This is a genomic window from Nocardia sp. NPDC059228 (assembly GCF_042754245.1).
Lineage (GTDB): Bacteria > Actinomycetota > Actinomycetes > Mycobacteriales > Mycobacteriaceae > Nocardia.
Map to the genome: position 1 here is coordinate 388,242 of NZ_JBHZAL010000002.1, position 21,712 is coordinate 409,953.

General features: G+C 69.0%; 17 protein-coding genes. 13 read left to right on the forward strand and 4 right to left on the reverse strand.

The genetic code is table 11. The features are described from left to right. Positions 1–3: 3 nt before the first annotated feature. Together ACFXKA_RS05650 and ACFXKA_RS05655 are read left to right on the forward strand one after the other, a co-directional pair. The gene (locus ACFXKA_RS05650; protein ID WP_379382827.1) at positions 4–837 is read left to right on the forward strand and encodes a transglutaminase domain-containing protein; all 834 of its coding nucleotides are present in this window, start codon (positions 4–6) and stop codon (positions 835–837) included. Between the two features lie 64 nt (positions 838–901). Further along, on the forward strand, positions 902–1,681 hold the full coding sequence (locus ACFXKA_RS05655) for an aquaporin (RefSeq protein ID WP_354835042.1): 780 nt from the start codon (positions 902–904) through the stop codon (positions 1,679–1,681). A gap of 60 nt (positions 1,682–1,741) precedes the next feature. On the opposite strand, the gene ACFXKA_RS05660 is transcribed toward ACFXKA_RS05655, so the two are convergent. Next, a complete protein-coding gene (locus tag ACFXKA_RS05660) occupies positions 1,742–2,323 on the reverse strand; it encodes a type II toxin-antitoxin system PemK/MazF family toxin (RefSeq protein WP_364617386.1) in 582 nt (193 codons plus the stop codon). Between the two features lie 156 nt (positions 2,324–2,479). Here ACFXKA_RS05660 and lepA point away from each other — a divergent pair, with 156 nt between their 5' ends. The 3 genes from lepA (at position 2,480) to ACFXKA_RS05675 (ending at position 8,595) form a co-directional block, all read left to right on the forward strand. After that, positions 2,480–4,327 carry a translation elongation factor 4 gene (gene lepA / locus ACFXKA_RS05665; protein WP_379426269.1) on the forward strand — a complete coding sequence of 616 codons (1,848 nt, stop codon included), beginning with the start codon at positions 2,480–2,482 and terminating at the stop codon, positions 4,325–4,327. A gap of 213 nt (positions 4,328–4,540) precedes the next feature. Next, the gene (locus tag ACFXKA_RS05670; protein ID WP_379426270.1) at positions 4,541–6,784 is read left to right on the forward strand and encodes a hypothetical protein; all 2,244 of its coding nucleotides are present in this window, start codon (positions 4,541–4,543) and stop codon (positions 6,782–6,784) included. Then, the gene (locus ACFXKA_RS05675) at positions 6,781–8,595 is read left to right on the forward strand and encodes a hypothetical protein (RefSeq protein ID WP_354835050.1); all 1,815 of its coding nucleotides are present in this window, start codon (positions 6,781–6,783) and stop codon (positions 8,593–8,595) included. Before ACFXKA_RS05670 ends, ACFXKA_RS05675 begins: the two co-directional genes overlap by 4 nt. An 89-nt stretch (positions 8,596–8,684) precedes the next feature. Here the strand turns inward: ACFXKA_RS05675 and ACFXKA_RS05680 are convergent, their stop codons facing one another. Further along, positions 8,685–10,583, reverse strand: a complete 1,899-nt coding sequence (locus ACFXKA_RS05680) for a glycoside hydrolase family 15 protein (protein WP_379426365.1) — start codon at positions 10,581–10,583, stop codon at positions 8,685–8,687. Positions 10,584–10,819: 236 nt separating this feature from the next. On the opposite strand from ACFXKA_RS05680, the gene ACFXKA_RS05685 reads away from it, so the two are divergent. Both ACFXKA_RS05685 and ACFXKA_RS05690 read left to right on the forward strand, forming a co-directional pair. After that, complete coding sequence (locus ACFXKA_RS05685) at positions 10,820–11,056, forward strand: hypothetical protein (protein WP_379426271.1); 237 nt, start codon at positions 10,820–10,822, stop codon at positions 11,054–11,056. Positions 11,057–11,184: 128 nt separating this feature from the next. Next, positions 11,185–11,433, forward strand: a complete 249-nt coding sequence (locus ACFXKA_RS05690; RefSeq protein ID WP_354835054.1) for a hypothetical protein — start codon at positions 11,185–11,187, stop codon at positions 11,431–11,433. A gap of 69 nt (positions 11,434–11,502) precedes the next feature. Here ACFXKA_RS05690 and ACFXKA_RS05695 read toward each other — a convergent pair whose 3' ends face one another. Beyond that, positions 11,503–12,546: a M48 family metallopeptidase gene (locus tag ACFXKA_RS05695; RefSeq protein ID WP_354835056.1), complete on the reverse strand. Its 1,044-nt coding sequence runs from the start codon at positions 12,544–12,546 to the stop codon at positions 11,503–11,505. A gap of 144 nt (positions 12,547–12,690) precedes the next feature. Between ACFXKA_RS05695 and ACFXKA_RS05700 the strand changes: the two genes are divergently transcribed. The 6 genes from ACFXKA_RS05700 (at position 12,691) to ACFXKA_RS05725 (ending at position 18,459) form a co-directional block, all read left to right on the forward strand. Beyond that, the gene (locus ACFXKA_RS05700) at positions 12,691–12,780 is read left to right on the forward strand and encodes an Ms4533A family Cys-rich leader peptide (RefSeq protein WP_328601465.1); all 90 of its coding nucleotides are present in this window, start codon (positions 12,691–12,693) and stop codon (positions 12,778–12,780) included. Positions 12,781–12,970: 190 nt separating this feature from the next. Then, entirely contained in the window at positions 12,971–14,008 is a 1,038-nt protein-coding gene (locus ACFXKA_RS05705; protein ID WP_379426272.1) for a sulfate ABC transporter substrate-binding protein, read from the forward strand. A 125-nt stretch (positions 14,009–14,133) separates the two neighbouring features. Continuing rightward, on the forward strand, positions 14,134–14,943 hold the full coding sequence (gene cysT / locus ACFXKA_RS05710) for a sulfate ABC transporter permease subunit CysT (RefSeq protein ID WP_379426366.1): 810 nt from the start codon (positions 14,134–14,136) through the stop codon (positions 14,941–14,943). Further along, complete coding sequence (cysW, locus tag ACFXKA_RS05715; protein WP_379426273.1) at positions 14,944–15,753, forward strand: sulfate ABC transporter permease subunit CysW; 810 nt, start codon at positions 14,944–14,946, stop codon at positions 15,751–15,753. It begins immediately after the preceding gene. After that, entirely contained in the window at positions 15,750–16,745 is a 996-nt protein-coding gene (locus tag ACFXKA_RS05720; protein WP_379398814.1) for a sulfate/molybdate ABC transporter ATP-binding protein, read from the forward strand. The genes cysW and ACFXKA_RS05720 overlap by 4 nt, the downstream gene beginning before the upstream one ends. 145 nt (positions 16,746–16,890) lie before the next feature. Further along, positions 16,891–18,459 carry a flavin-containing monooxygenase gene (locus ACFXKA_RS05725; protein WP_379426274.1) on the forward strand — a complete coding sequence of 523 codons (1,569 nt, stop codon included), beginning with the start codon at positions 16,891–16,893 and terminating at the stop codon, positions 18,457–18,459. A gap of 28 nt (positions 18,460–18,487) precedes the next feature. Here the strand turns inward: ACFXKA_RS05725 and ACFXKA_RS05730 are convergent, their stop codons facing one another. Beyond that, entirely contained in the window at positions 18,488–21,691 is a 3,204-nt protein-coding gene (locus tag ACFXKA_RS05730) for a carboxyl transferase domain-containing protein (protein WP_379426275.1), read from the reverse strand. Positions 21,692–21,712 lie beyond the last annotated feature (21 nt).

Sequence of the window (21,712 nt, forward strand, 5' to 3'; positions counted from 1 at the left end):
CGGATGCGGGTGGTGCACACCACCGGATACGTGTACGACGCGCCGGTCATGCGGTCGTTCAACGAGGCCCGGCTCACCCCGCGCGCCGACAGCCGGCAGACCGTGATCCTCAATCGGGTCGACACCGTGCCGTCCACCCGGTCCTACCGGTACATCGACTACTGGGGAACGGCGGTGACGGCCTTCGACCTGCACGCCCCGCACACCGAGCTGGAGGTCACCAGCGCCTCGGTCGTCGAGACCGAGCCGTTCGCCGGGCCGCCCGAGGAGCTGGCCTGGGAGGAGCTGCGCGACGACGCCATTGCCGACCGCTTCGACGAACTGCTCGAACCCACCGTCTACGTGCCGCGTGAGAAGCGGCGGCTGGCCCCGGTGGCCCGGCAGCTGGCGCGCGGCGTGTCGCCGGCGAAAGCGGTTGTCCGGGCCTCGGAATGGGTGCACCGGGAGATGAACTACCTGGCCGGGACCACCTCGGTGCACACCTCGGCGGTGCAGGCCTTCGCCGAACGGCAAGGCGTGTGCCAGGATTACGCGCACCTCACGCTGCTGCTCTTGCGCGGCATGGGGATTCCCAGCCGCTATGTGTCCGGCTACCTGCATCCGGACCCGTCCGCCGAGGTCGGTCACACGGTCGCGGGTCAGATGCACGCCTGGGTGGAGGCCTGGACCGGGCAGTGGTGGGGCTACGACCCGACCAACAACATCCCGGTCACCGAGCAACACGTCTCGGTCGGGGTGGGGCGTGATTACGCGGATGTGCCCCCACTCAAAGGTATCTTCAGCGGGAGCGGCTCGACCGATCTCGAGGTCGTAGTGGAGATAACTCGCCTGGCCTGAGGCGTTTTCGGCTCGCGCCGCCGGTTCTTGTCGGTGCGTTGTCCATGCCAGCGGAAGGTAGCCGATGTCCCCCACAGCTCAGGAAGTCGCCGAGGATCTCACCGATCTGACACCGCCCACCCTGGGGCGCAAGGTATTCGCCGAGGCATTGGGCACATTCGTGCTGGTCCTCGGCGGCGTCGGCACCGCGGTGCTGGCGGGGAGCCGGGTCGGCGCGCTCGGTATCGCACTGGCTTTCGGCCTGACCCTGCTGTTCCTGGTCTACTCCATCGGGCCCATCTCCGGTTGCCACGTGAACCCGGCGGTCACGGTCGGCCAGCTGCTGCTGGGCCGGGTAACCATCGCGGTGGCGGCGGCCTACTGGGTCGCGCAGATCATCGGCGGCCTGCTCGCGGGCACAGTCGTCTACGCCATCGCCAAGAACCTGCCCTCCTACGATCGTGCCAAGGACGGCCTGGCAGCGAACGGCTGGGGCGAGCACAGCCCGTCGAAGCTGGTGCTCGGCGACGTCACCACGAATGGCTACGGTCTTGCGGCGGCCATCACGGTCGAGGTGATCCTGACCGCGCTGCTGGTGTTCGTGGTGCTGGCCTCCACCGATCAGCTCTCCGACATTCCGCTGGCCGGGCTCTCGATCGGCTTCACGCTCGCCGTGATCCACCTGATCTCGATCCCGGTCGACAACACCTCGGTGAACCCGGCCCGCAGCCTGGCCGTCGCGTTCTATCAGGACGGCGCCCCCGCGCAGCTGTGGGTGTTCATCGTCTTCCCGCTGATCGGCGGTGTTCTCGGGTCGCTGGTCTACGGCACGATCTACGGCCGCTCCCGCAATATGGTGAGCTGACCGCTCACGGTCCCGAACCCCGCTCCGCCGGAGCGGGGTTCGCTCGTCTCCGGGAAGGCGCTAGTGCCAGTGGTATTCGGCGCAGAGCCGGTGCGCCACCCGGTCGAATGTCTTGCGGGGGAGGATCGCACCCTCGCGGCGAATGCCCATCTCCGGGACGTCCAGGACACGATCCAGCCGCACCCAGCTGTCGCGCTCGGCGCTGTCCCACGGGCCGGAGCCGATGCCCACCCAGTTGGGATGGTGCGCGTGTTCGGAATTCGAGGACAGCATGAGCCCGAGCAGTGTGTCGCCCTCGCGGCCGACCACCAGTACCGGGCGGTCCTTGCCGTTGTCCGGGTCCTCCTCGTAGGGGACCCAGGTCCACACGATCTCGCCGGGATCGGCCCGGCCGTCGAGCTGCGGGCTGTAGACGATGCGGCGCGCGCGTTCGTGCGACGGCACTCCCGCCGACGAGGTCGGCCGGACATTGACGCCCGGACCCTTGCGCGGCGTCCCCACCGCCTTCAGCGCGCGGTCCCACATCGTCGACTGCCGCACCCGCCCGATCAACTTCGGGGCCTGCTGCGTGACGAGCTGAGTGCCCTGCTCCTTAGCCACGATCCCCAACTGCTTCCCCAGAGCGTTCCACCTGCCGGCCATGTCCGGCAGCCTAACGGCGGACAACGGGATTCTCATCTGTACCGGATTCGCCTGCGCCGATGGGCGGTTCGCGCGCAGGGAACGCCGGGGCGAGGACATCCGGTCCAGCACCGTAGACTTCGGGGTTGACATGCCGCTGTTTCGCCATGCCGAGGAGTGACTCCGATTAGCAGCTTCGCCGACAAGACGTTCACCGATCCCAGCCGGATCAGGAACTTCTGCATCATCGCGCACATCGACCACGGGAAATCGACCCTGGCCGACCGCATGCTGCAACTCACCGGAGTGGTCGAGGAGCGGGCCATGCGCGCCCAGTACCTGGACCGCATGGATATCGAGCGTGAGCGCGGCATCACCATCAAGGCCCAGAACGTGCGGCTGCCGTGGCAGGTCGACGGCGAGGACTACGTCCTGCACCTGATCGACACCCCGGGACACGTCGACTTCACCTACGAGGTGTCGCGCGCGCTGGAGGCGTGTGAGGGTGCGATCCTGCTCGTCGACGCGGCGCAGGGCATCGAGGCGCAGACCCTGGCCAACCTGTACCTGGCCATGGAACGCGATCTCACCATCATCCCGGTGCTCAACAAGATCGATCTCCCGGCCGCCGACCCGGACCGCTACGCCGCCGAACTCGCCCACATCGTGGGCTGTGAGCCGGAGGACGTGCTCCGGGTGTCGGGCAAGACCGGAGTGGGCGTGCCGGAGTTGCTCAACAAGGTGATCGCGGAGATCCCGTCGCCGGTGGGCGATTCCGACGCGCCCGCCCGCGCCCTCATCTTCGACTCGGTCTACGACACCTACCGCGGCGTCGTCACCTATGTGCGCGTGGTGGACGGCAAGCTCACCCCGCGCCAGAAGATCAAGATGATGTCCACCGGCGCGACGCACGAACTGCTCGAGATCGGCATCGTCTCGCCCGAGCCCAAGCCCACCGCGGGCCTCGGCGTCGGCGAGGTGGGCTACCTCATCACCGGTGTGAAGGATGTCCGGCAGTCGAAGGTCGGTGACACCGTCACCTCCGCGCGCGACGGCGCGACCGAGGCCCTGGCCGGGTACCAGGAACCGCGGCCGATGGTGTACTCGGGTCTCTACCCGGTCGACGGCTCCGACTACCCGGACCTGCGCGACGCACTGGACAAGCTGCAGCTCAACGACGCCGCGCTGACGTATGTGCCGGAAACCTCTGTGGCGCTGGGCTTCGGCTTCCGATGCGGCTTCCTCGGACTGCTGCACATGGAGATCACCCGCGAGCGCCTGCAGCGCGAATTCGGGCTCGACCTGATCTCCACCGCGCCCAACGTGATCTACCGCGTGGTCATGGAGGACGGCAGCGAGCACGTGGTCACCAACCCGTCGTTCTGGCCCGAGGGCAAGGTGCGGGAGATCTACGAGCCGATCACCAAGTGCACGGTGATCGCGCCCAGCGAATTCATCGGCACCATCATGGAACTGTGCCAGGCCCGGCGCGGCGAACTGCTCGGCATGGACTACCTGTCCGAGACCCGCGTGGAGATGCGGTACACGCTGCCCATGGCGGAGATCATCTTCGACTTCTTCGACTCGCTGAAGTCGCGCACCCGCGGCTACGCCTCGCTCGACTACGAGGAGTCCGGCGAGCAGCAGGCCGATCTGGTCAAGGTGGACATCCTGCTGCAGGGCGAGGCCGTCGACGCGTTCTCGGCCATCGTGCACCGGGATGCCGCCCAGGCCTACGGGCACAAGATGACCACCAAGCTGCGCGAGCTCATTCCCCGGCAGCAGTTCGAGGTGCCGATCCAGGCGGCCATCGGCTCGAAGATCATTGCGCGCGAGAACATCCGGGCGATCCGTAAGGACGTGCTCGCCAAGTGCTACGGCGGTGACATCAGCCGTAAGCGCAAGCTGCTCGAGAAGCAGAAGGAAGGCAAGAAGCGCATGAAGACGATCGGTCGCGTCGACGTGCCGCAGGAAGCCTTCGTGGCCGCACTGTCCACCGATTCCGCCACGGACAAGAAGAAGTAGCAGATTCCCGGTCAGGTGCAAGGTTCGGTATGCAGCCGGAAAATGGGTCTTCCGTACTGATATGCCGGGTGACAAGCTATGTGACGCACCGCTGAGCACACCGCCTCCGACCTGGTGGATGTGACAGACCGGTTATCCGGAAATAGGGTGTGAAACGAGTTCGGTTCGGCGGCCCGCGCGGCGGGTCGCCGAAGCCCTGAGAGCGGAGCCCACATGACGCGTGATCTGCCCTTCGACGATGCTGCCGGTGCCGGTGACGACGACGGAGACGCCGCCTACCGCATTGCCAACGGAGTCGCGCGCGTGGCCAGGGCAGGCGCGTACGTCACCGGTGGCGCGCTCATCGCCGCCGGCGGCAATCACGGCGGCACCCCGGCCATCAACCACGACAGCAAGAACGTGGGCTGGTCGGAGGTCGAGGACCCGCAGCCGAATGTGCCGAGCCCGACCATCACCTTCCCCGACCTGACCGCGGATTCGGTGCTCCCGCACCGCGGTCCGGCGGCCGCCGCGCCGGTGAACGGGCACTTCGGCCCACTCGGCGACTACCAGCACGGCACCGACGCGGGCCTGTTCCCGTCGCTCGACGCGATCCCGGCCAACGACCCGGCGATCTCCGCCTTCCACGGCCTCGGCCTGCCCGACGCCGACACCGGCGCGTCCGGCCTGCCGACCTACGGCCCGCGTCCCGGCTGGGGTCTGCCGCTCGACACCGACCAGCAGTCGGAATCGGTTCCGGGACAGGCACAACCGCAACTGCCGACGCTCGACCAGCAACAGCCGGGGATGCTGCCCGGCCTGCCGACCCTGCCGGGCACCGGGCTGCCCGGGATGGGTCTGCCCGGGCTCGGCCTGCCCGGCACCGATGCCATGCACCTGCCCGGCGCGGGCGGTGCGATGCACCTGCCCGGAATGAACGGCGCGTCGTTCGCGCCCAACGGGCAGACCGGCCTGCCCGACCACTCGGGGGCCTTCGACGGCGTCGGCGCCACCGGCGGCGACGGTGCCGGCATGTTCGTCGGCACCAACTGGGCTTTCGACGCGCACGTCGGGCTGGACGGCGTGTGGTTCCACTCGAACCTGTCGGCCGATGTCGGCGTCGGTGCGGTCGGGCATCAGCTCGATGCCTTCGGTCAGCAACTGGGACAGGGGATTTCGCACATCCCGGCGAACACGACACTGCCCAACAACGGCGGTGCGCCCAGCCTGCCGGGTGCGGACAAGCCCAACAATATGGGCCAGCCGTTCGGCTCCTCGAACTCGTCGGCCGGCACCGGCACCCCAGCCCTTCCGGGGCAGGGGCACGGCCCGTCCGATTCCCCGGCGGGCGGTGCCGGAGCCCCCACTTCCGCTGTGCCCGGTGCGAATTCGCAGCTTCCGGGGGCGCCGGGCGGCGCGTTCACGCTGCCCGGCGCCGCCGCGGCGCCGTCGAACCCGATCTCGCTGACCACCATTCCGGCCGCGCAGACTGCTCCGGTCGCGCCCGCCGCCGTCACCCCGGTCTCGACGCCGGTCGCCGCACCCGTGGTGCCGGTGGCCGCCGCGCCCGTCGCGGTCGCGCCGGTGTCCATGGCGCAGCCGGTCGCGGTGACGCCGTTGCAGACCACCATCCAGCCCGATGCCGCCAACCAGCCGATCGCGAATCTGCTGTCGACACATGGCGGTCCGTCGCCGCTGACCGCGCCCGCGGCCGTGGCCCCCGCACTGTTCGATCATGGTCGCCAGCCGGTGCTGGCCAGTGCTGAGCCCACCGCGCCCGTGCATCCGTCGCCGCTGACGGACAAGCCGGTCCAGCCGGCAGCCACGCCGGCACCCGCTCCGCACGTCAGCGTGCCGGCCAAGACCGATCCGGCGCCGGTGCTCACCACCGTGCCGCCGATTCCGACCACCAAGATCCCGGGCCTGGACCCCGATCTCACCAAGGGCGGCAGCACCCCGGTGGTGACTCCGCCGGTGACCTCGGGTGGCGACACCGACGTCACCGTCAAGCCGCAGAAGCCGGTTGACGATTCCGGCACTCACGGCAGCACGCCGACCGTCACGGTGCCGACCGATGAGCCCTTGCCAACTCATCAGCCGACCGTCACCAACCAGCCGCACCCCACCGCCCCGACGGCGCAGCCGACCGTGCCGACCGTGCCCGATCACAGTGGGCAGCCCAGTGTTTCGGTCGCGCCCGTGCCGACCGTCGCCCCGGCGCCGACCGTGCAGCAGCCGATCACCACGCCGCCGCACATCGACCCGCCGCAGCCGGTGAAACCCATAGCGGACCAGTTCGATTCGGGTAACCACGTGCTGCCGATCGCCGATGACTCCGCGCTGCACCCGCTTTCGGTGCACGACGGCGGTCTGCTGGTGCACGATGCCGGGCTGTTCTCCGGCCTCGGTCCCGATGTCTCGTTCGTCGACGCCCACTCCCCGGTGCAGGGTCCGGGCGATCACATGCTGCTGCTGTGAGCGCCGCCGGTCATCAGGTAGCGGTGAAGAATCCCGATGCGCTGGGTCCGCTGGTCGATCTGCTCGACCGGCTGCTCGAATTGACCCATGCCTCCGGCCGGCTCGATCTGTCCGGGCGGCTGGGCATCGCGCGTGCGCGCCTGGCCGACCCGCGGGTGCGGCTGGTCGTGGTGGGCGAATCCAAGAGCGGGATGAGCACGCTGGTCAACAGCCTGGTCGGGGCCGCGGTGAGCGCCACCGAGGGCCAGGCCAGCGTCCCCGTGATCGCCGAGTACGGTCCGCAGCCCAGCGCCACCCTGGTGAAGGCGAGCCCGGGCGGCACCGCCCAGCGCACCGCCGTGGATCCGCAGGCGGCGCTGGCCGAGCTGGATTCCGGTGACGTCATCCGGGCCGAGTTCACCCAGCCCAGCCCGCTGCTGGCGGAGGGCTTCGTGGTGCTGGACGCGCCCGGCGCGCCCGCCGAGGCGCCGGCCACCTGGTCGCTGATCGCCGCCGCGGACGCGGTGCTGTACGTGGCCGATGCCCGGGCGCCGTTCACCCCGGCGCAGATCGAGCAGCTGCAGCGAATTCAGCAGGTGTGCCCGACGGTCGTCTGCGTGCTCAACAAGATCGACCAGTATCCGCAGTGGCCGCAGGTGCAGCAGCACGACCGGCAGCTGCTCGACGACGCCGGGCTGGCCTTCGCGGTGGCCCCGGCCTCGGCGCGGCTGCACGAGCACGCCGCCGCCTCGGGGGACACGCAGCTGGACCTGGAATCCGGTGTGCCGCAACTGCTCGACCATCTGCGCTCCTATGTGCTCGGCCGCGCGGACGCCGTCGCGGTGGAGGCCGCGGTGCGCGACATCCGGCTCATCACCGACCATCTGTCGCTGGCCCTGCGCAGTGAGGCCGAGACGCTGCGGGATCCGCGCCGGCTGACCGTCATCACCGAGCAGCTGCGCCGCACCCGCGAGGAGGCCGAGCAGCTCCGCCAGCGCTCGGCCAACTGGCAGGTCACCCTGGCGGATGGCGCGGGCGAGCTGATGGCCGACACCGAACACGATCTGCGGCACCGGCTGCGCAGCCTGATCCGCGACGCCGAGGCCGACATCATGAAGGGCGATCCGGTCCGGCGCTGGGCGGATTTCGGCGCGGATCTGGACGCCAGGATCTGTGAGGCGGTGGAGGAGAACTTCGTCATCGCCCACTACCGGTCGGTGGAGCTGGCCGAGCAGGTGGCGGCGAAGTTCCCCGACAGCGGCATCCCCACCCCCGATCTCAAGCTCGACAATCCGGGCGATGTCGGCGCGGTGCTGGAACCCGTTGCCGCGCTGGACAATCTGGACAGCGCCAAGCACGGCATCACCCAGCAGGTGCTGACCGCCCTGCGCGGCTCCTATGGCGGCCTGCTCATGGTCGGCCTGATCACCAGCCTGCTGCACATGTCGCTGGTGAACTGGTACTCCGGCGGCGCGGCCGTGCTGCTGGGCGTGAACGCGCTGTGGGACGACCGCAAGGCCCGCCGCCAGCGCCGCCAGGCCGAGGCCAAGATGGCGGTGGCCCGGCTCATGGACGATGTGATCTTCCAGGTGAGCAAGGAGTCCCGCTACCGGCTGCGCGCGGTGCAGCGCAGCCTGCGCGATCACTTCACCGAGATCGCCACGGCCACACTGCGTTCGGTGGATGCCTCGCTGCGCGCCGCCGAGGAGGCGGCCACCGTGCACTCGGGTGCGGGGCGGGAGGCGCGGCTGACCGAGATCGAACGCTCGCTGGTCCGGTTGCGCGATATCCGCGAGCACGCCGACGCGATCGGCGAGAACCCCTCGTACTGACGAGAACCCCTGGTAACGAAAGGAATCGGCCGCGAGAGCGGCCGATTCCTTTTTCCCGGTTGTCTTTTCAGTGCTTCCCGTTCGTCTTGTCAGCGCCCCGGGTGCGCCGGATGGAACTGGCCCACGTGATGGGATTCCTCGGCCCGGATCACGTGCATGACCGCGTTGATCAAGGCCAGGTGGGTGAAGGCCTGCGGGAAGTTGCCCAGGTGCCGTCCGGTCCGCGAGTCGATCTCCTCGGCGTACAGCTTGAGTGGGCTGGCATAGCCGAGCAGCCGCTCGCACAGCTGCCGGGCGCGGTGCAGCTCACCGATTTCCACCAGCGCCGACACCAGCCAGAACGAGCAGATGGTGAACGAACCCTCCTCGCCGGACAGGCCGTCGTCGGTGGTCTCGGTGCGGTAGCGCAGCACCAGGCCGTTCTCGGTCAGGTCGTCGGCGATGGCCAGCACGGTGGCCCGCACCCGGTGATCGGTGGGCGGCAGGAAGCGGAGCAGCACCACCAGCAACAGTGAGGCATCCAAGGTGTCGCTGCCGTAGCTCTGGGTGAACACGCCGTCGGAGTTGACGCCGTTGTCGAGGATGTCGGCGCGGATCTCCTCGCCGATCTCGTGCCACTTCCGGGCATAGTCGAATTCCCCGTGCAGCTCCGCCAGTTTCGCGCCGCGGTCCAGCGCCACCCAGCACATGACCTTCGAGGAGGTGAAGTGCTGCGGCTCGCCACGGACCTCCCAGATACCGCGATCGGGGCTGCGCCAGTTCTCGATTGCCGCCTGCACCTGTCGTTCGAGCATGGGCCACAACGTTTCCGGCACCTGCTGACGCGACTTCACGTGCAGGTATACGGAATCCAGGATGGTGCCCCAGATGTCGTGCTGGTCCTGGTTGTAGGCGCCGTTGCCGATGCGCACCGGTCGCGCCCCGTCGTACCCGGACAGGTGGGGGAGTTCGGACTCGGTGAGCTGGCGTTCCCCGCCGATGCCGTAGAGCACCTGCAGTGACACCGGTTTGCCGTTGTCGTCGGTGGCGACGTCGTGCAGGAAGGCGAAGAAGTCGTCGGCCTCCCGATCCAGGCCGAGGGTGTACAGACCCCAGAGGGCGAAGGTGGAGTCGCGCACCCAGGTGTAGCGGTAGTCCCAGTTGCGTTCGCCGCCGGGGGTTTCCGGCAGCGAGGTGGTGGCCGCCGCCAGCAGCGCGCCGGTGGGCGCGTAGGTGAGGCCCTTCAGGGTCAGCGCGCTGCGCTGCAGGTAGCCGCGCCACGGGTGATCGGGGAAGCGCCCCAGCGTGATCCACTGCCGCCAGCACTCGGTGGTCTGCCACATCTTCTCCGCCGCCTCGGCGAAGGTGCGCGGCGGCGGCAGGTCCGACCAGGACAGGGCCACGAACACCTCGTCGCCCTCCTTCATGCGGGTGCGGGCGCGGGCCTCGCGGCCCTCGATCCCCAGCCGCAGATCCGTGGTCAGCGTGAGGCGCGGTGCGCCCTCGATATCGCAGGTGGCACTGGCCCTTTCGTACACGTCGCCGCTGTAGTGCCAGGTGGCCGGGCCACGGTGGTAGTCGAAGGCGGGTTCACAGCTCATCTCCAGCTCGACCACGCCGTTCACGCACTTCACCGTGCGCAGCAGCATGTGCTCGGCGTCCCAGTCCATGGGCGTGCGCTTGTGGCTGCGACTGCGGGACCGGTTGTTGTGCCACGGACCCAGCACCAGCGCGTCACGCACGATGAGCCAGCCGGTCTCGGTCTGCCAGGTGGTCTCCACGATCAGCCCGCCCGGCAGATACCGGCGGGCGGCCGGCACCTTGCGGCCGTAGGGGCCGATGCGGAAGTGGCCCGCGCTGCGGTCCAGCATGGCCCCGAAGAGGCTCGGGGAGTCCGGCCGCGGGATGCACATCCACTCCACCGAGCCATTGCGGGCAATCAGGCAGTTGGTCTCGCAGTCGGACAGGAAGGCGTAGTCGTCGATGGGCGGAAACACGGAATGATGCATCCCACCCGCCCCGGTGGGCAGGAAGGCGTCCGCCAGGCTGGGGTCCGCGGGCGAGAGCGGGTCGCGCGGGGCGTCCACCTCGGACGGATCGTCGAAGTCCTCGTTGGGATCGATGCCTGTCTCGCTGCCGAGCGGACGGTCGGCGGATTCCGGTTCGTCGTACGCATCCATACCACCATGATCGGTCTGAACGGCCCGAATCGTCCACCGCTGACCAGTCGGCCTAGGCTGGGGTCGTGCATGCGATTGCAGGATGGTGGGACGGCGTCGAACTCTGGGTGGCCGGCCTGCCCTTCGTTCCCCAGTTCGCGGTGGTGCTGGCCGCCATGGTGCCGGTCTGCCTGGCCATCGCCTACCTGCTCGACCGGACGCTGCGGATGGTGCTGCACGTGCTCGGCCGTGATCGGATCGCCGCCCGGGAAGCCGCGATCCCCGCCACGCCGTCGCGCCGCATCCGGAAGGAAGCCGCCTGAGATGCCTCGCTCTCGTGTCCAGCTCGCCCTGATCGCACTTCTTGTTCTCGTAGTCGTCGCCTGGTTGTTCACTCGCTGAGCGAGTTTCGGTACCACTCGGGCGAATTCTCGGCGTACTGTGCAGACCCATGTCAACCGATGAAGGCCTGGAACTGGTGCTGTCCGAAGAAGACTTCGAGGACGAGCCCCGTCTGATCGCCACCCACTTCTGCGGCCCCGACGAGGCCATCGACATGGTGAAGGCCGCCCAGCTGCTGGGTCTGGGCGTGCGCCTCACCAACCGCATCCGTCCCGACGAGGAGGATGCCGAGACCGCCACCGAGGAGTGGATCCTCGACATCCTCGAGACCCCGCCCGTGGTCGAGGGCGACGAGTAACCCCGCGGGTTATCGAGCTTCGACTCGAATGGGGGTGCGGGCGCTCGGCCCCGCACCCCTATTTCCTTGTCAGTCGTCGGATCCGCGGATTCGCTTGCCCAGCTTCGACAGTGTGTCGCTGACTTCCTGACCCACCGTGCCGACCGCGGCCCCGACATCGCGGCCGAGGTTGCGCACGGTGCGGATCAGCGGGTCCTCGGACTGGTCGAAGTTCTCCCGGTAGGACCGGGCGGCGTGTTTGATCTCCTCGCCGATGCGGGCGTTCTTGTCCTGGTCCCGGCGCGGGTACTGGCCGTCGAGAATTCGGTCGTAGTCGCCGCTCGCGATCCATCGGCGCAGTTCGGCGGCCCGCAGCACCGAGAACGGATGGGTCTGCAGCTCCAGATTGAGGAGTTTGAGCACACCGTCGCGCAGGTCGCCGGCCCGGTCGTAGTCATCGGCCTGGGCCAGGAAGGCGGCATGGCTCATCTGGTCCACCCGCGATCCGCCCGCCAGCTTCATGTGCACCCGGACCGACGCCTCCACGTCCTGTCCGACCAGCAGCCCGGCCCGGTCGCCGGACAGTTCGGACTTGCGGCTCCACTCCAGCAGTGCCGCCACGATGGCGCGTAAAGCCCAGCCGCCCACCGGCATCCAGCCGACATTGGCCGCCAGCCGCATCAGGTGCATGAGCATGGTCCGGTAGACCGCGTGCCCCGACAGGGCGTGCCCGAGTTCGTGGCCGACCACGAACCGCAGTTCCTCGTGATCGAGCAGATCCAGCAGCCCGGTGGTCAGCACGATGAACGGCCGGTCCATGCCGATGGTGAAGGCATTGGCCTCCGGCTGCTGCAAGACGAACATCTCCGGCGTGCGCTGCGCGTCGAGGATCTTCACCGCGTCCTGGCGCAGCTGATGGATGTTCTTGAACTGCCGCTCGTCGACCCGTACGGCGGTCGCCAGGTACATGAGCCGGTGCTGCCGCTCCTGCAACAACCCGGACAGCGTGCGCAGCAGGGTGTCGAATCCACTCAGCTGCCGCAGCCCGACCAGTGCGGTGCGGTCGGCGGGATGCTCCCAGGCGCGAGTGGAGATGCCGGGGAACTCCCGGCGGAGACGAGCGGGTGTGGTCATCGATCCCCCATGGGTTTTCAGCAGGCGACGCGGTATCGGGCCGCTCGGTACAGTCTGCCGCGTCCGTCCAGGGTTGTGCTCGAGCCGATTCCAACAGCCGTCCGAAATTCGCCACCTGACGTGCTGCTCTGCTAAAGTCGCCGGGTGTCTTCGAGTGTTGTGCCCCAGGTCCGCCATGAATTGGCGTTGATCGCTGTGGGTTGCCTCGCGGTCGCGGACATTCACTGTCGCTGATGGCCGATCGGGCACTGCTGCACGTCTGAGTAGACTTGGCGCGCGCATTTTTCGCAGTTCGTGTTCGTCCCCCGGCGGCCCTCGGGCCGGAGCGCCACCGTCGCGGCATCCCACGCGACGGGTCTACGGCAGTACGTTCATTCCCGCCGGTCGACGTCTCACCGGCGGGTGCCCCGAAAGGTCCACGCCGATGTCGCGCAATACTCGTCTCTCCCGCCGATCTACCTTCGCCGTCGCCCTCACCGCGGTCGCGGCCACCGTGCTCACCGCCTGCAGCGGCGGCGCGAGCGACACCAAGGACAGCGGTCCGGCCAGCGGAGGCGGCGGCAATATCAACCTCTACGCCTACTCGGTGGCGAAGGCCGCCTACGACAAGGTGATTCCGGTCTTCAACAAGACCGACGCCGGCAAGGGCACCCAGTTCCAGGCCTCCTACGGTCCCTCCGGTGATCAGTCCCGCAAGGTGAAGGACGGCGCCGAGGCCGATGTGGTGAGCTTCTCCGTCGAGCCCGACATCACCCGCCTGGTGGACTCCGGTCAGATCGACGCGGGCTGGAACTCCGACGCCAACAAGGGTGTTCCGTTCGGTTCGGTGGTGGCCATCGCGGTCCGCAAGGGCAATCCGAAGGGCATCAAGAACTGGGACGACCTGCTCAAGCCGGGCATCGAGGTGGTCACCCCCAACCCGTTCAGCTCGGGCTCGGCCAAGTGGAACCTGCTGGCCCCGTACGCCGCCAAGAGCGAGGGCGGCAAGAACCCGCAGGCCGGTCTGGACTACCTGAGCCAGCTGCTCACCCACGTGCACGTGCAGCCGAAGTCGGGCCGCGAGGCCACCGACGCCTTCCTGCAGGGCACCGGTGACGTGCTGATCAGCTACGAGAACGAGGCCATCTTCTCCGAGACCAAGGGCGATCCGATCGAGCACATCGTGCCCGACACCACCTTCCGGATCGACAACCCGGTCGCGGTGCTGAAGAACGCCAAGAACCTCAAGCAGGCCATCGCCTTCCGCGACTTCCTCTACACCAAGGACGCGCAGCAGGCGTTCGCCGAGGCGGGCTTCCGCCCGGTCGATCCGCAGGTGCGCGCGGACCACGCCAAGGACTTCCCGACCCCGCAGAAGCTGTACACCGTCGACGATCTGGGTGGCTGGAAGACCGTGGACAAGGAGCTGTTCACGCCGAACACCGGCACGGTGGCCCAGATCTACGACAAGGCCACCAAGTAGCCGGGTGACCTGCGACACAAGCGATACTCGAAACCGTGAGTGACAGCAGTTCGAACGCCGGGATCGATCATGATCCCGGCGTTTCGGTAGACGACACCCCGCGTAAGGCGGCGGGTCCGGGCCGGATCCGTTCCTGGTTCCGGGTCAGCGGGTCGGTCGGCCCGCTCGGCATCGGCACCTCCGTGCTGTGGCTCAGCATCATCGTGCTGCTGCCGCTGGCCGCGCTGACCGTCAAGTCCTTCGAGGACGGCTGGTCCGGGTTCTGGGACGCGGTCACCGCTCCCGGCGCGCTGGACGCGCTGAAGGTGACCGTCTTCGTGTCGATCGTGGTGACGCTGATCAATGTGGTGATGGGCACGCTCATCGCCTGGGTGCTGGTGCGGGACGAGTTCCCGGGCAAGGGTTTCGTGAACGGGCTCATCGACCTGCCGTTCGCCCTGCCCACCATCGTGGCCAGCATCGTGCTGCTGGCGCTGTACGGGCCGCAGTCGCCGTTCGACATCCACCTCAACGCGACCCAGCCGGGTCTGGTGGTGGCGCTGGCGTTCGTGACGCTGCCGTTCGTGGTGCGGTCGGTGCAGCCGGTACTGATCGAGGCCGACAGGGATGTGGAGCAGGCGGCCGCGTCGCTGGGCGCGGACAACTGGACCACCTTCCGGACCATCATCCTGCCGACGCTGGCGCCCGCCATCGTGAGCGGCTCGGGCCTGGCGTTCGCGCGCGCCATCGGCGAGTACGGGTCGGTGGTGCTGATCGGCGGCGGCATCCCGAAGAAGACACAGATGGCCTCGCAGTACATCCAGCAGCAGATCGAGGTGGACCGCCCGGTGAACGCCGCCGCGGTCTCCGTGGCGCTGCTGGCCATCTCGCTGGTCACCCTGTTCGTCCTGCGGGTCACCTCGGACCGCTTGGCGCGCAAGGAACGGGAGGCGTAGATGAAACTCGGCTTCTGGACCAAGATCTCGCTGCGCACGGTGGCGCTGGCGTATCTGTTCGTGCTGCTGCTGGTGCCGCTGGGCATCATCCTGTGGCGCACCTTCGAGCGCGGTTTCGGCGCGTTCTTCGACTCGATCTCCACACCCGCGGCGATCTCGGCGTTCAACCTGACACTGACGATCGTGGTGATCGTGGTGCCGGTGAACGTGATCTTCGGTGTGATCATCGCGCTCGCCCTGGTGCGCGGGAAGTTCCCGGGCCGCAATCTGCTGCAGGCCGTGGTGGATCTGCCGATGGCGACTTCGCCGGTGGTGGTGGGTGTTTCGCTGATCCTGCTGTGGGGCGCCAACGGCTGGTTCGGCGGGCTGGACCATCACGGGTTGAAGATCATCTTCAATCTGCCGGGCATGGTGATCGCCACCATCTTCGTGACGCTGCCCTTCGTGGTGCGCGAGGTGGAGCCGGTGCTGCACGAGATCGGCGACGATCAGGAGCAGGCCGCGGCCACCCTGGGCGCGTCGGGCTGGCAGACGTTCTGGCGCATCACGCTGCCGGCCATCCGCTGGGGTCTGACCTACGGCATCGTGCTGACCGTAGCGCGGGCGCTGGGTGAATTCGGCGCGGTGATCATGGTGTCCACGGGCCTGCCCGGAAAGTCACAGACGCTCACCCTGCTGGTGAACGGGCGATACGTGAACGATCACAACACCTTCGGCGCGTACTGTGCGGCGACGCTGCTGATGGGCATCGCCCTCGTCGTCCTTCTGCTCATGACCCTCCTCGAACGCAAGCGGGGCACTGCCAAATGATCACCGTGACCAATGCGAACAAGCGGTACGGCACCTTCGCCGCTCTCGACGATGTCAGCATCGACATCCCGTCGGGGGAGCTGACCGCGCTGCTGGGCCCGTCCGGTTCGGGCAAGTCGACGCTGCTGCGCTCGATCGCGGGACTGGAGACGCTCGACAACGGCCTGGTCACCATCGCGGGCCGCGACGTCACCAATGTGTCGCCGCAGAAGCGCGATATCGGTTTCGTCTTCCAGCATTACGCCGCGTTCAAGCACATGACCGTGCGCGACAATGTGGCCTTCGGGCTCAAGATCCGCAAGCGGCCCAAGGCCGAGATCAAGAAGAAGGTCGACGACCTGCTCGAGATCGTCGGCCTGGACGGCTTCCAGCACCGGTATCCGGCGCAGCTGTCGGGTGGTCAGCGCCAGCGCATGGCCCTGGCCCGGGCGCTCGCGGTGGACCCGCAGGTGCTGCTGCTGGACGAGCCGTTCGGCGCGCTGGACGCGAAAGTCCGTGCGGACCTGCGCACCTGGCTGCGGCGGCTGCACGAGGAGGTGCACGTCACCACCGTGCTGGTCACCCACGACCAGGAGGAGGCCCTGGATGTGGCCGACCGCATCGCGGTCATGAACAAGGGCCGCATCGAGCAGGTCGGCACTCCGGAGGACGTATACGACCGGCCCGCCAATGAATTCGTCATGTCCTTCCTGGGCGCGGTGGCCAAGCTGAACGGGCATCTGGTGCGGCCGCACGATATTCGCGTCGGCCGGGATCCGAGCATGGCGCTGGCCGCGCACGAGGGCACCGCGCAATCCGCCGGTGTCACCCGCGCGACGGTGGAGCGGGTCGTGCAGCTCGGGTTCGAGGTGCGGGTGGAGCTGCGCAACGCGGCCACCGGTGATCTGTTCACCGCGCAGGTGACGCGTGGTGACGCCGCCGCTCTGCACCTGGCGGAGGGCGAGACCGTGTACGCCCGCGCCACCCAGATCCCGGAGCTTCCGGTCTCGTAAGTTAGTTCCGTTTAAGCGATTTCGGTGAGAAGTCACGACACGCCCAATTTGATCCACCGATTGGCGAGTTGCCCCGACGCAGGTACGCCGGGTCTCGTGCTGAAGTAGCGTGAGCCTCGAAACGTGCAGGTCCAAAGGGGAAACAGTGGACGGGACGAGTGCGGGTGGAAAACGGGCCGGGATAATCGGGGCCGGTATCGCGGGGCTGGTCACCGCGAAAGTGCTGCGGGACGACGGATTCGAGGTCGTCATCTTCGAAAAGGAGGGCGCAGCGGGCGGGGTGTGGATCGAGGCACGGACCTATCCGGGCCTGCGCACCAACAACTCCCGCGATACCTACGCCTACTCCGATCACCCGTATCCGGAGTCGGCCGAGGTGTTTCCGACGGCCGCGCAGGTGCGGGACTACCTGGCGTCGTATGTGGAGCGCTTCGGGTTGTCGCCCCTGTTGCGGTTGTCGACCGAGGTGATCCGGGTGTCCGAGGTGGACGCGGGCTTCGAGCTGAAGATCTGCGGCCCGGACGGGGTCGAGGAGCTGCGGTTCGACTTCGTGGTGGTGTGCGCGGGTGTGTTCTCCACCCCGCAGCTCCCGGTCATCGAGGGCGAGGACGAGTTCGAGGGCGTGCGGCTGCATTCCAGCCGGGCCACCGATCCGAGGCTGTTCGCCGGCCGGCGGGTGGTGGTGGTCGGGGCCGGGAAGTCGGCGCTGGACTGCGCGGCCTGGGCGGGGGAGCACGCGCGGCAGTGCACGCTGGTGTTCCGCCGGGCCCATCCGATGCTGCCGCGGTTTCTGCCGGGCGGGGTGCCCTCGGACCGGATCATCCTGAACCGCAGCACCGAAGCGTTCTTCCGCTATCACCGGCAGACCCTGATCGAGCGGTTCCTGCACGGGCCGGGCAAGAAGTTCGCCGAGCGGTATTGGCGGGCGGTCTCGGCCTCGATGCGGTTGCTGTTGCGGTCGCCGAAGGTCATGGTGCCGGACGCGCCGCTGCCGGCGGGGATCGAGAATCTGGGTGTCAGCGACGAGTTCTTCCGGATGGCCCGGCGCGGGCGAATCGCCTTGCGGCGCGACACCATCGCGGCCTTCCCCGGCGGCACCGTGGTCCAACTGGCCGGGGGTGATCGGCTCGACGCCGATGTCGTCGTCTTCGCCACCGGCTGGCGGCAGGAGCTGGAATTCCTGTCGCCCGAGCTGGCCAAGACCATCCGGGTCGAGGGCCGGTTCCAGCTCTACCGGCACATTCTGCCGCCGACGCTGCCGCGGCTCGGCTTCATCGGATACGGTTCCTCCGCCGCCTGCCAGCTCACCGCGGAGGTGTCCGCGCACTGGCTGTCCCAGCATTTCCTGGGTGAGCTCGCCCTGCCGGGCGTCGACGGCATGCACAGGGAGATAGCGCGTGTCGGGACATGGCTGGGCGAGGTCATGCCGGAACGGCCCGAGGGCTACTACCTCGGCCCGTACCTGACGCACCACATCGACGAGCTGATGGGCGACATGGGTCTGCCCACCCGGCGCACCGACAACTTCGTCACCGAATACTTCGACACCCTGCTACCCGGCCGGTACGCCGATCTCGCCGAGGAACGCCTGCGGGCCCGGGTGTCCGGGTCGCGGCGTCGCCGGTATGTGAGCGCCGGCGGTTCCCTCGGCGGAGTCGCGGCGCTCACCATGGCCTATGCCTGCTACCGGAGGATCCGGGGCTGGTGGGCGTAGCGGTGCCGATTCACAGCGTGGAGTCCTCTCAGCGCAGGGTCCGCACCCAGCGCCGGGTGTCGGCCGGGTCGATGACGTCGTCGAGTTCGAGAACCGTTGCGGCGGTGAGGGCCTTGCCGCTGTCGTAGGCCGCCTGGACCAGTGCGTCGAAGGCGGCCTGCCGCTGCACCGGATCCTCGATGGCGGCCAGCTCCTTGGCGAAGCCCAGGCGGACCGCGCCCTCCAGGCCCATGCCGCCGATCTCGCCGGTGGGCCAGGCGATCACGAAGCGGGGTGCGCGGAAGGAGCCCGCCGCCATGGCCTGTGCGCCCAGGCCGTAGCCCTTGCGCAGGATGACGGTGCCGAAGGGCACGTCGAGGGCGGCGGCGTCGATGAACAGGCGGCTGAACTTGGTGACGGTGGCGTGCTCCTCGGCCTCGGGGCCGACCATGAAACCCGGTGTGTCGCACAGGGACACGATGGGCAGGCCGTGAGCGCCGCAGAGCTGGAGGAAGGCGGACAGCTTGTCGGCCGCCGGTGCGTCGATGGCGCCGCCCAGGTGGTGGCAGTCGTTGGCGATGAGGCCGAAGGGGCGGCCCTCGACCCGGACCAGGGCGGTGACGATGCCGACGCCCCAGTCCCGGCGCAGTTCCAGCACCGAACCGACATCCACGATGGCATCGATGGCGGCGCGAATGTCGAAGGCGCGCAGCCGGTTCTCGGGCACCACGTGCCGGGCCAGGCGGGGGTCGGGTGCTTCCCACTCCGCGTCCGCCCCTTGGAAGTACGACAGGTAGCGGCGGGCGAGGTCGACCGCCTCGGCCTCGTCGGCGGCGACGATGTGGACCACGCCATTGCGGCGCTGCACCTCGATCGGGCCGATGTCCTCGGGCGCGTACACGCCCAGTCCGCCGCCCTCGATCATGGCGGGCCCGCCCATGCCGATATTGGCGTCGGGGGTGGCGATCACGACATCGCACATGCCCAGCAGGGCGGCATTGCCGGCGAAGCAGCGGCCGGAGGCGATGCCGATGAGCGGTACGGTGCCCGACAGCGCGCCCATGGCGCGGAAGGTGGTGACGTCCAGGCCGGAGATGCCGCCGTGGTCGGTGTCGCCGGGCCGGCCGCCGCCGCCCTCGGTGAAGAAGACCACCGGAAGCCGTTGCTCGCGAGCCAGTTCCAGCATGCGGTCGGTCTTCGCGTGATTGCGCATGCCCTGGGTGCCGGCGAGCACGGTGTAGTCGTAGGACATGACGAGCGCGCGGGTGCGGTCCGGGCCGAAGCGGCCGGCATTGATGGTCGCCACGCCCGCGATCAGGCCGTCGGCGGGGGTGCCGGCGATCAGGTCCTCGAGGCTGCGGCGGCTGCGCTGGGCGGCGACCGCCAGCGCGCCGTATTCGATGAAGCTGTCGGAATCGACCAGGTCGGTGATGTTCTCGCGGGCGGTGCGGCGGCCGAGCCGATGCCGCTTGGCGACCGCGGTCTCGCGCCGGGCGTCGAGGGTGATGTCATGGCGGTCCAGCACCTCGGCGAGGTCGGCGCGCACCGAATCCAGGTCCACCGCGGTCGATTCCGCGGCCGGACCGTCGTGATCGGCGGCCACCCAGGTGACCAGGATGGCGTGCGGGTCGACCACGTCACCCGGAGCGACCGCGTGCCGCAGCACCCGCAGCGGTTCGGTCGCGCGCAGCACGTGCTGCATCTTCATGGCCTCCAGGACCGCGACCTCGGCTCCGGCGGCGAGAACCGTTCCGGGCTCGGAGAGTGAGACGACGGTGGCGCCCATCGGGGAGCGCAGGGCCTGTTCGTTCTCGTCCAGATCGAGCTCGGCGGCAGCGGCCTGCCGCACCGGCTGCGGCCCGGTCGGATCCTCGAAACCCTCTGCCCGGGAGCGCAGGTCGTCGAGGCGCTGCTCGAACCAGGCCGTACTCACCGGGCCCGCGTCGCCGAGTTCGGTCAGCACGGCGCGCAGCAGGTGCAGGTTGGTGTCGACGCCGCCGATCACGGTCTCGGCCAGCGCGTCCGAACACCGTCGCAGCGCGGCGCGGTACGACGGCGCGGACGCGATGATCTTCGCGAGCAGCGAATCGAATTGCACCCCTTGCCGCATTCCCACCTGGGCGGCGGTGTCGACCCGCACGCCCGTGCCCGTTGGGGCGTCGAAGCGGCTGATCACGCCGGTGCTGGGCAGCACCGCGCCGTCGGCCGCGAGCAGTTCGGCATTGACCCGCGCCTGCACGGCGAAGCCGCGGGTCTCGTTCTTGGGCAGGTCGATTTCGGCCAGCGTGCGGCCCTGTGCCAGGTCCAGTTGCAGCGCGACCAGATCCACGCCGGTCACCGCCTCGGTCACGGTGTGCTCGACCTGCAGGCGCGGATTCACCTCCAGGAACCAGACATTCGTGCCGTCGACCAGGAACTCCACGGTGATGACGCCCCGGCAGCCCACCGCCTCGGCGATCAGCACCGCCTCCCGGTGCACTCGATCCCGCACGGCCGCGGGCAGTTCCGGCGCGGGCGCGATCTCGATGAGCTTCTGCCGCCGCCGCTGCACGCTGCAATCGCGGTCGCCCAGCGCCACCGCGCCGAGCCCGTCGGCCACCACCTGCACCTCGATGTGCCGCGCCCGGTCGACCAGGGCTTCGGCGTAGACGCTGTCGTCGCCGAATCCGGCGCGGGCCTCGCCCCGGCAGCGTTCGACGGCCTCCGCCAGCAGCGCTGCCTCGGTCACGGGCCGCATGCCGCGGCCGCCGCCGCCCGCCGCGGCCTTCACCATGATGCCGCCGGGATGTTCGGCGAGCAGCGCGGCGATCTCGTCCGTTCCGGCTCCGGCCCGGGTCGCGGGCAGCACGGCCGCCCCGGCCCGCGCGGCCGCGTCGCGCGCCGCGATCTTGTCCCCGAAGATCCGCAGCACATCCGGTGCGGGCCCGACGAAGGTCAGCCCCGCGGTCGCGCAGGCCGCCGCGAACTCCGCACTCTCGCTGAGGAATCCATACCCCGGGTGCACGAGCGCGCCCGGTCCGCAGGCGGCCGCGGCCCGCACCACGGATTCGACATCGAGGTATCCCGCCGCACCGCTGCCCGGCAGTACGATCGCCCGGTCGGCCAGCCGGACCGCCAGACTTCCGCTGTCCTCGGCGGTGTGCAGTACCTCCGTCACATATCCGAGTTCCCGGGCCGTCCGCACCACCCGGACCGCGACCTCACCACGATTCGCCACCACAATTCGCACGCCGCCAGGCTCCACAACTCGCACGCCGCCAGGCTATGGCACGAA

Excerpts from the sequence above, each read along its gene's own strand:
- ACFXKA_RS05650 (WP_379382827.1), top strand. The coding sequence starts at position 4 with ATGCGGGTGGTGCACACCACCGGATACGTGTACGACGCGCCGGTCATG.
- ACFXKA_RS05655 (WP_354835042.1), top strand. The coding sequence starts at position 902 with ATGTCCCCCACAGCTCAGGAAGTCGCCGAGGATCTCACCGATCTGACA.
- ACFXKA_RS05660 (WP_364617386.1), bottom strand. The coding sequence starts at position 2,323 with ATGGCCGGCAGGTGGAACGCTCTGGGGAAGCAGTTGGGGATCGTGGCT.
- ACFXKA_RS05670 (WP_379426270.1), top strand. The coding sequence starts at position 4,541 with ATGACGCGTGATCTGCCCTTCGACGATGCTGCCGGTGCCGGTGACGAC.
- ACFXKA_RS05680 (WP_379426365.1), bottom strand. The coding sequence starts at position 10,583 with ATGCATCATTCCGTGTTTCCGCCCATCGACGACTACGCCTTCCTGTCC.
- ACFXKA_RS05690 (WP_354835054.1), top strand. The coding sequence starts at position 11,185 with ATGTCAACCGATGAAGGCCTGGAACTGGTGCTGTCCGAAGAAGACTTC.
- ACFXKA_RS05695 (WP_354835056.1), bottom strand. The coding sequence starts at position 12,546 with ATGACCACACCCGCTCGTCTCCGCCGGGAGTTCCCCGGCATCTCCACT.
- ACFXKA_RS05705 (WP_379426272.1), top strand. The coding sequence starts at position 12,971 with ATGTCGCGCAATACTCGTCTCTCCCGCCGATCTACCTTCGCCGTCGCC.
- cysW (WP_379426273.1), top strand. The coding sequence starts at position 14,944 with ATGAAACTCGGCTTCTGGACCAAGATCTCGCTGCGCACGGTGGCGCTG.
- ACFXKA_RS05720 (WP_379398814.1), top strand. The coding sequence starts at position 15,750 with ATGATCACCGTGACCAATGCGAACAAGCGGTACGGCACCTTCGCCGCT.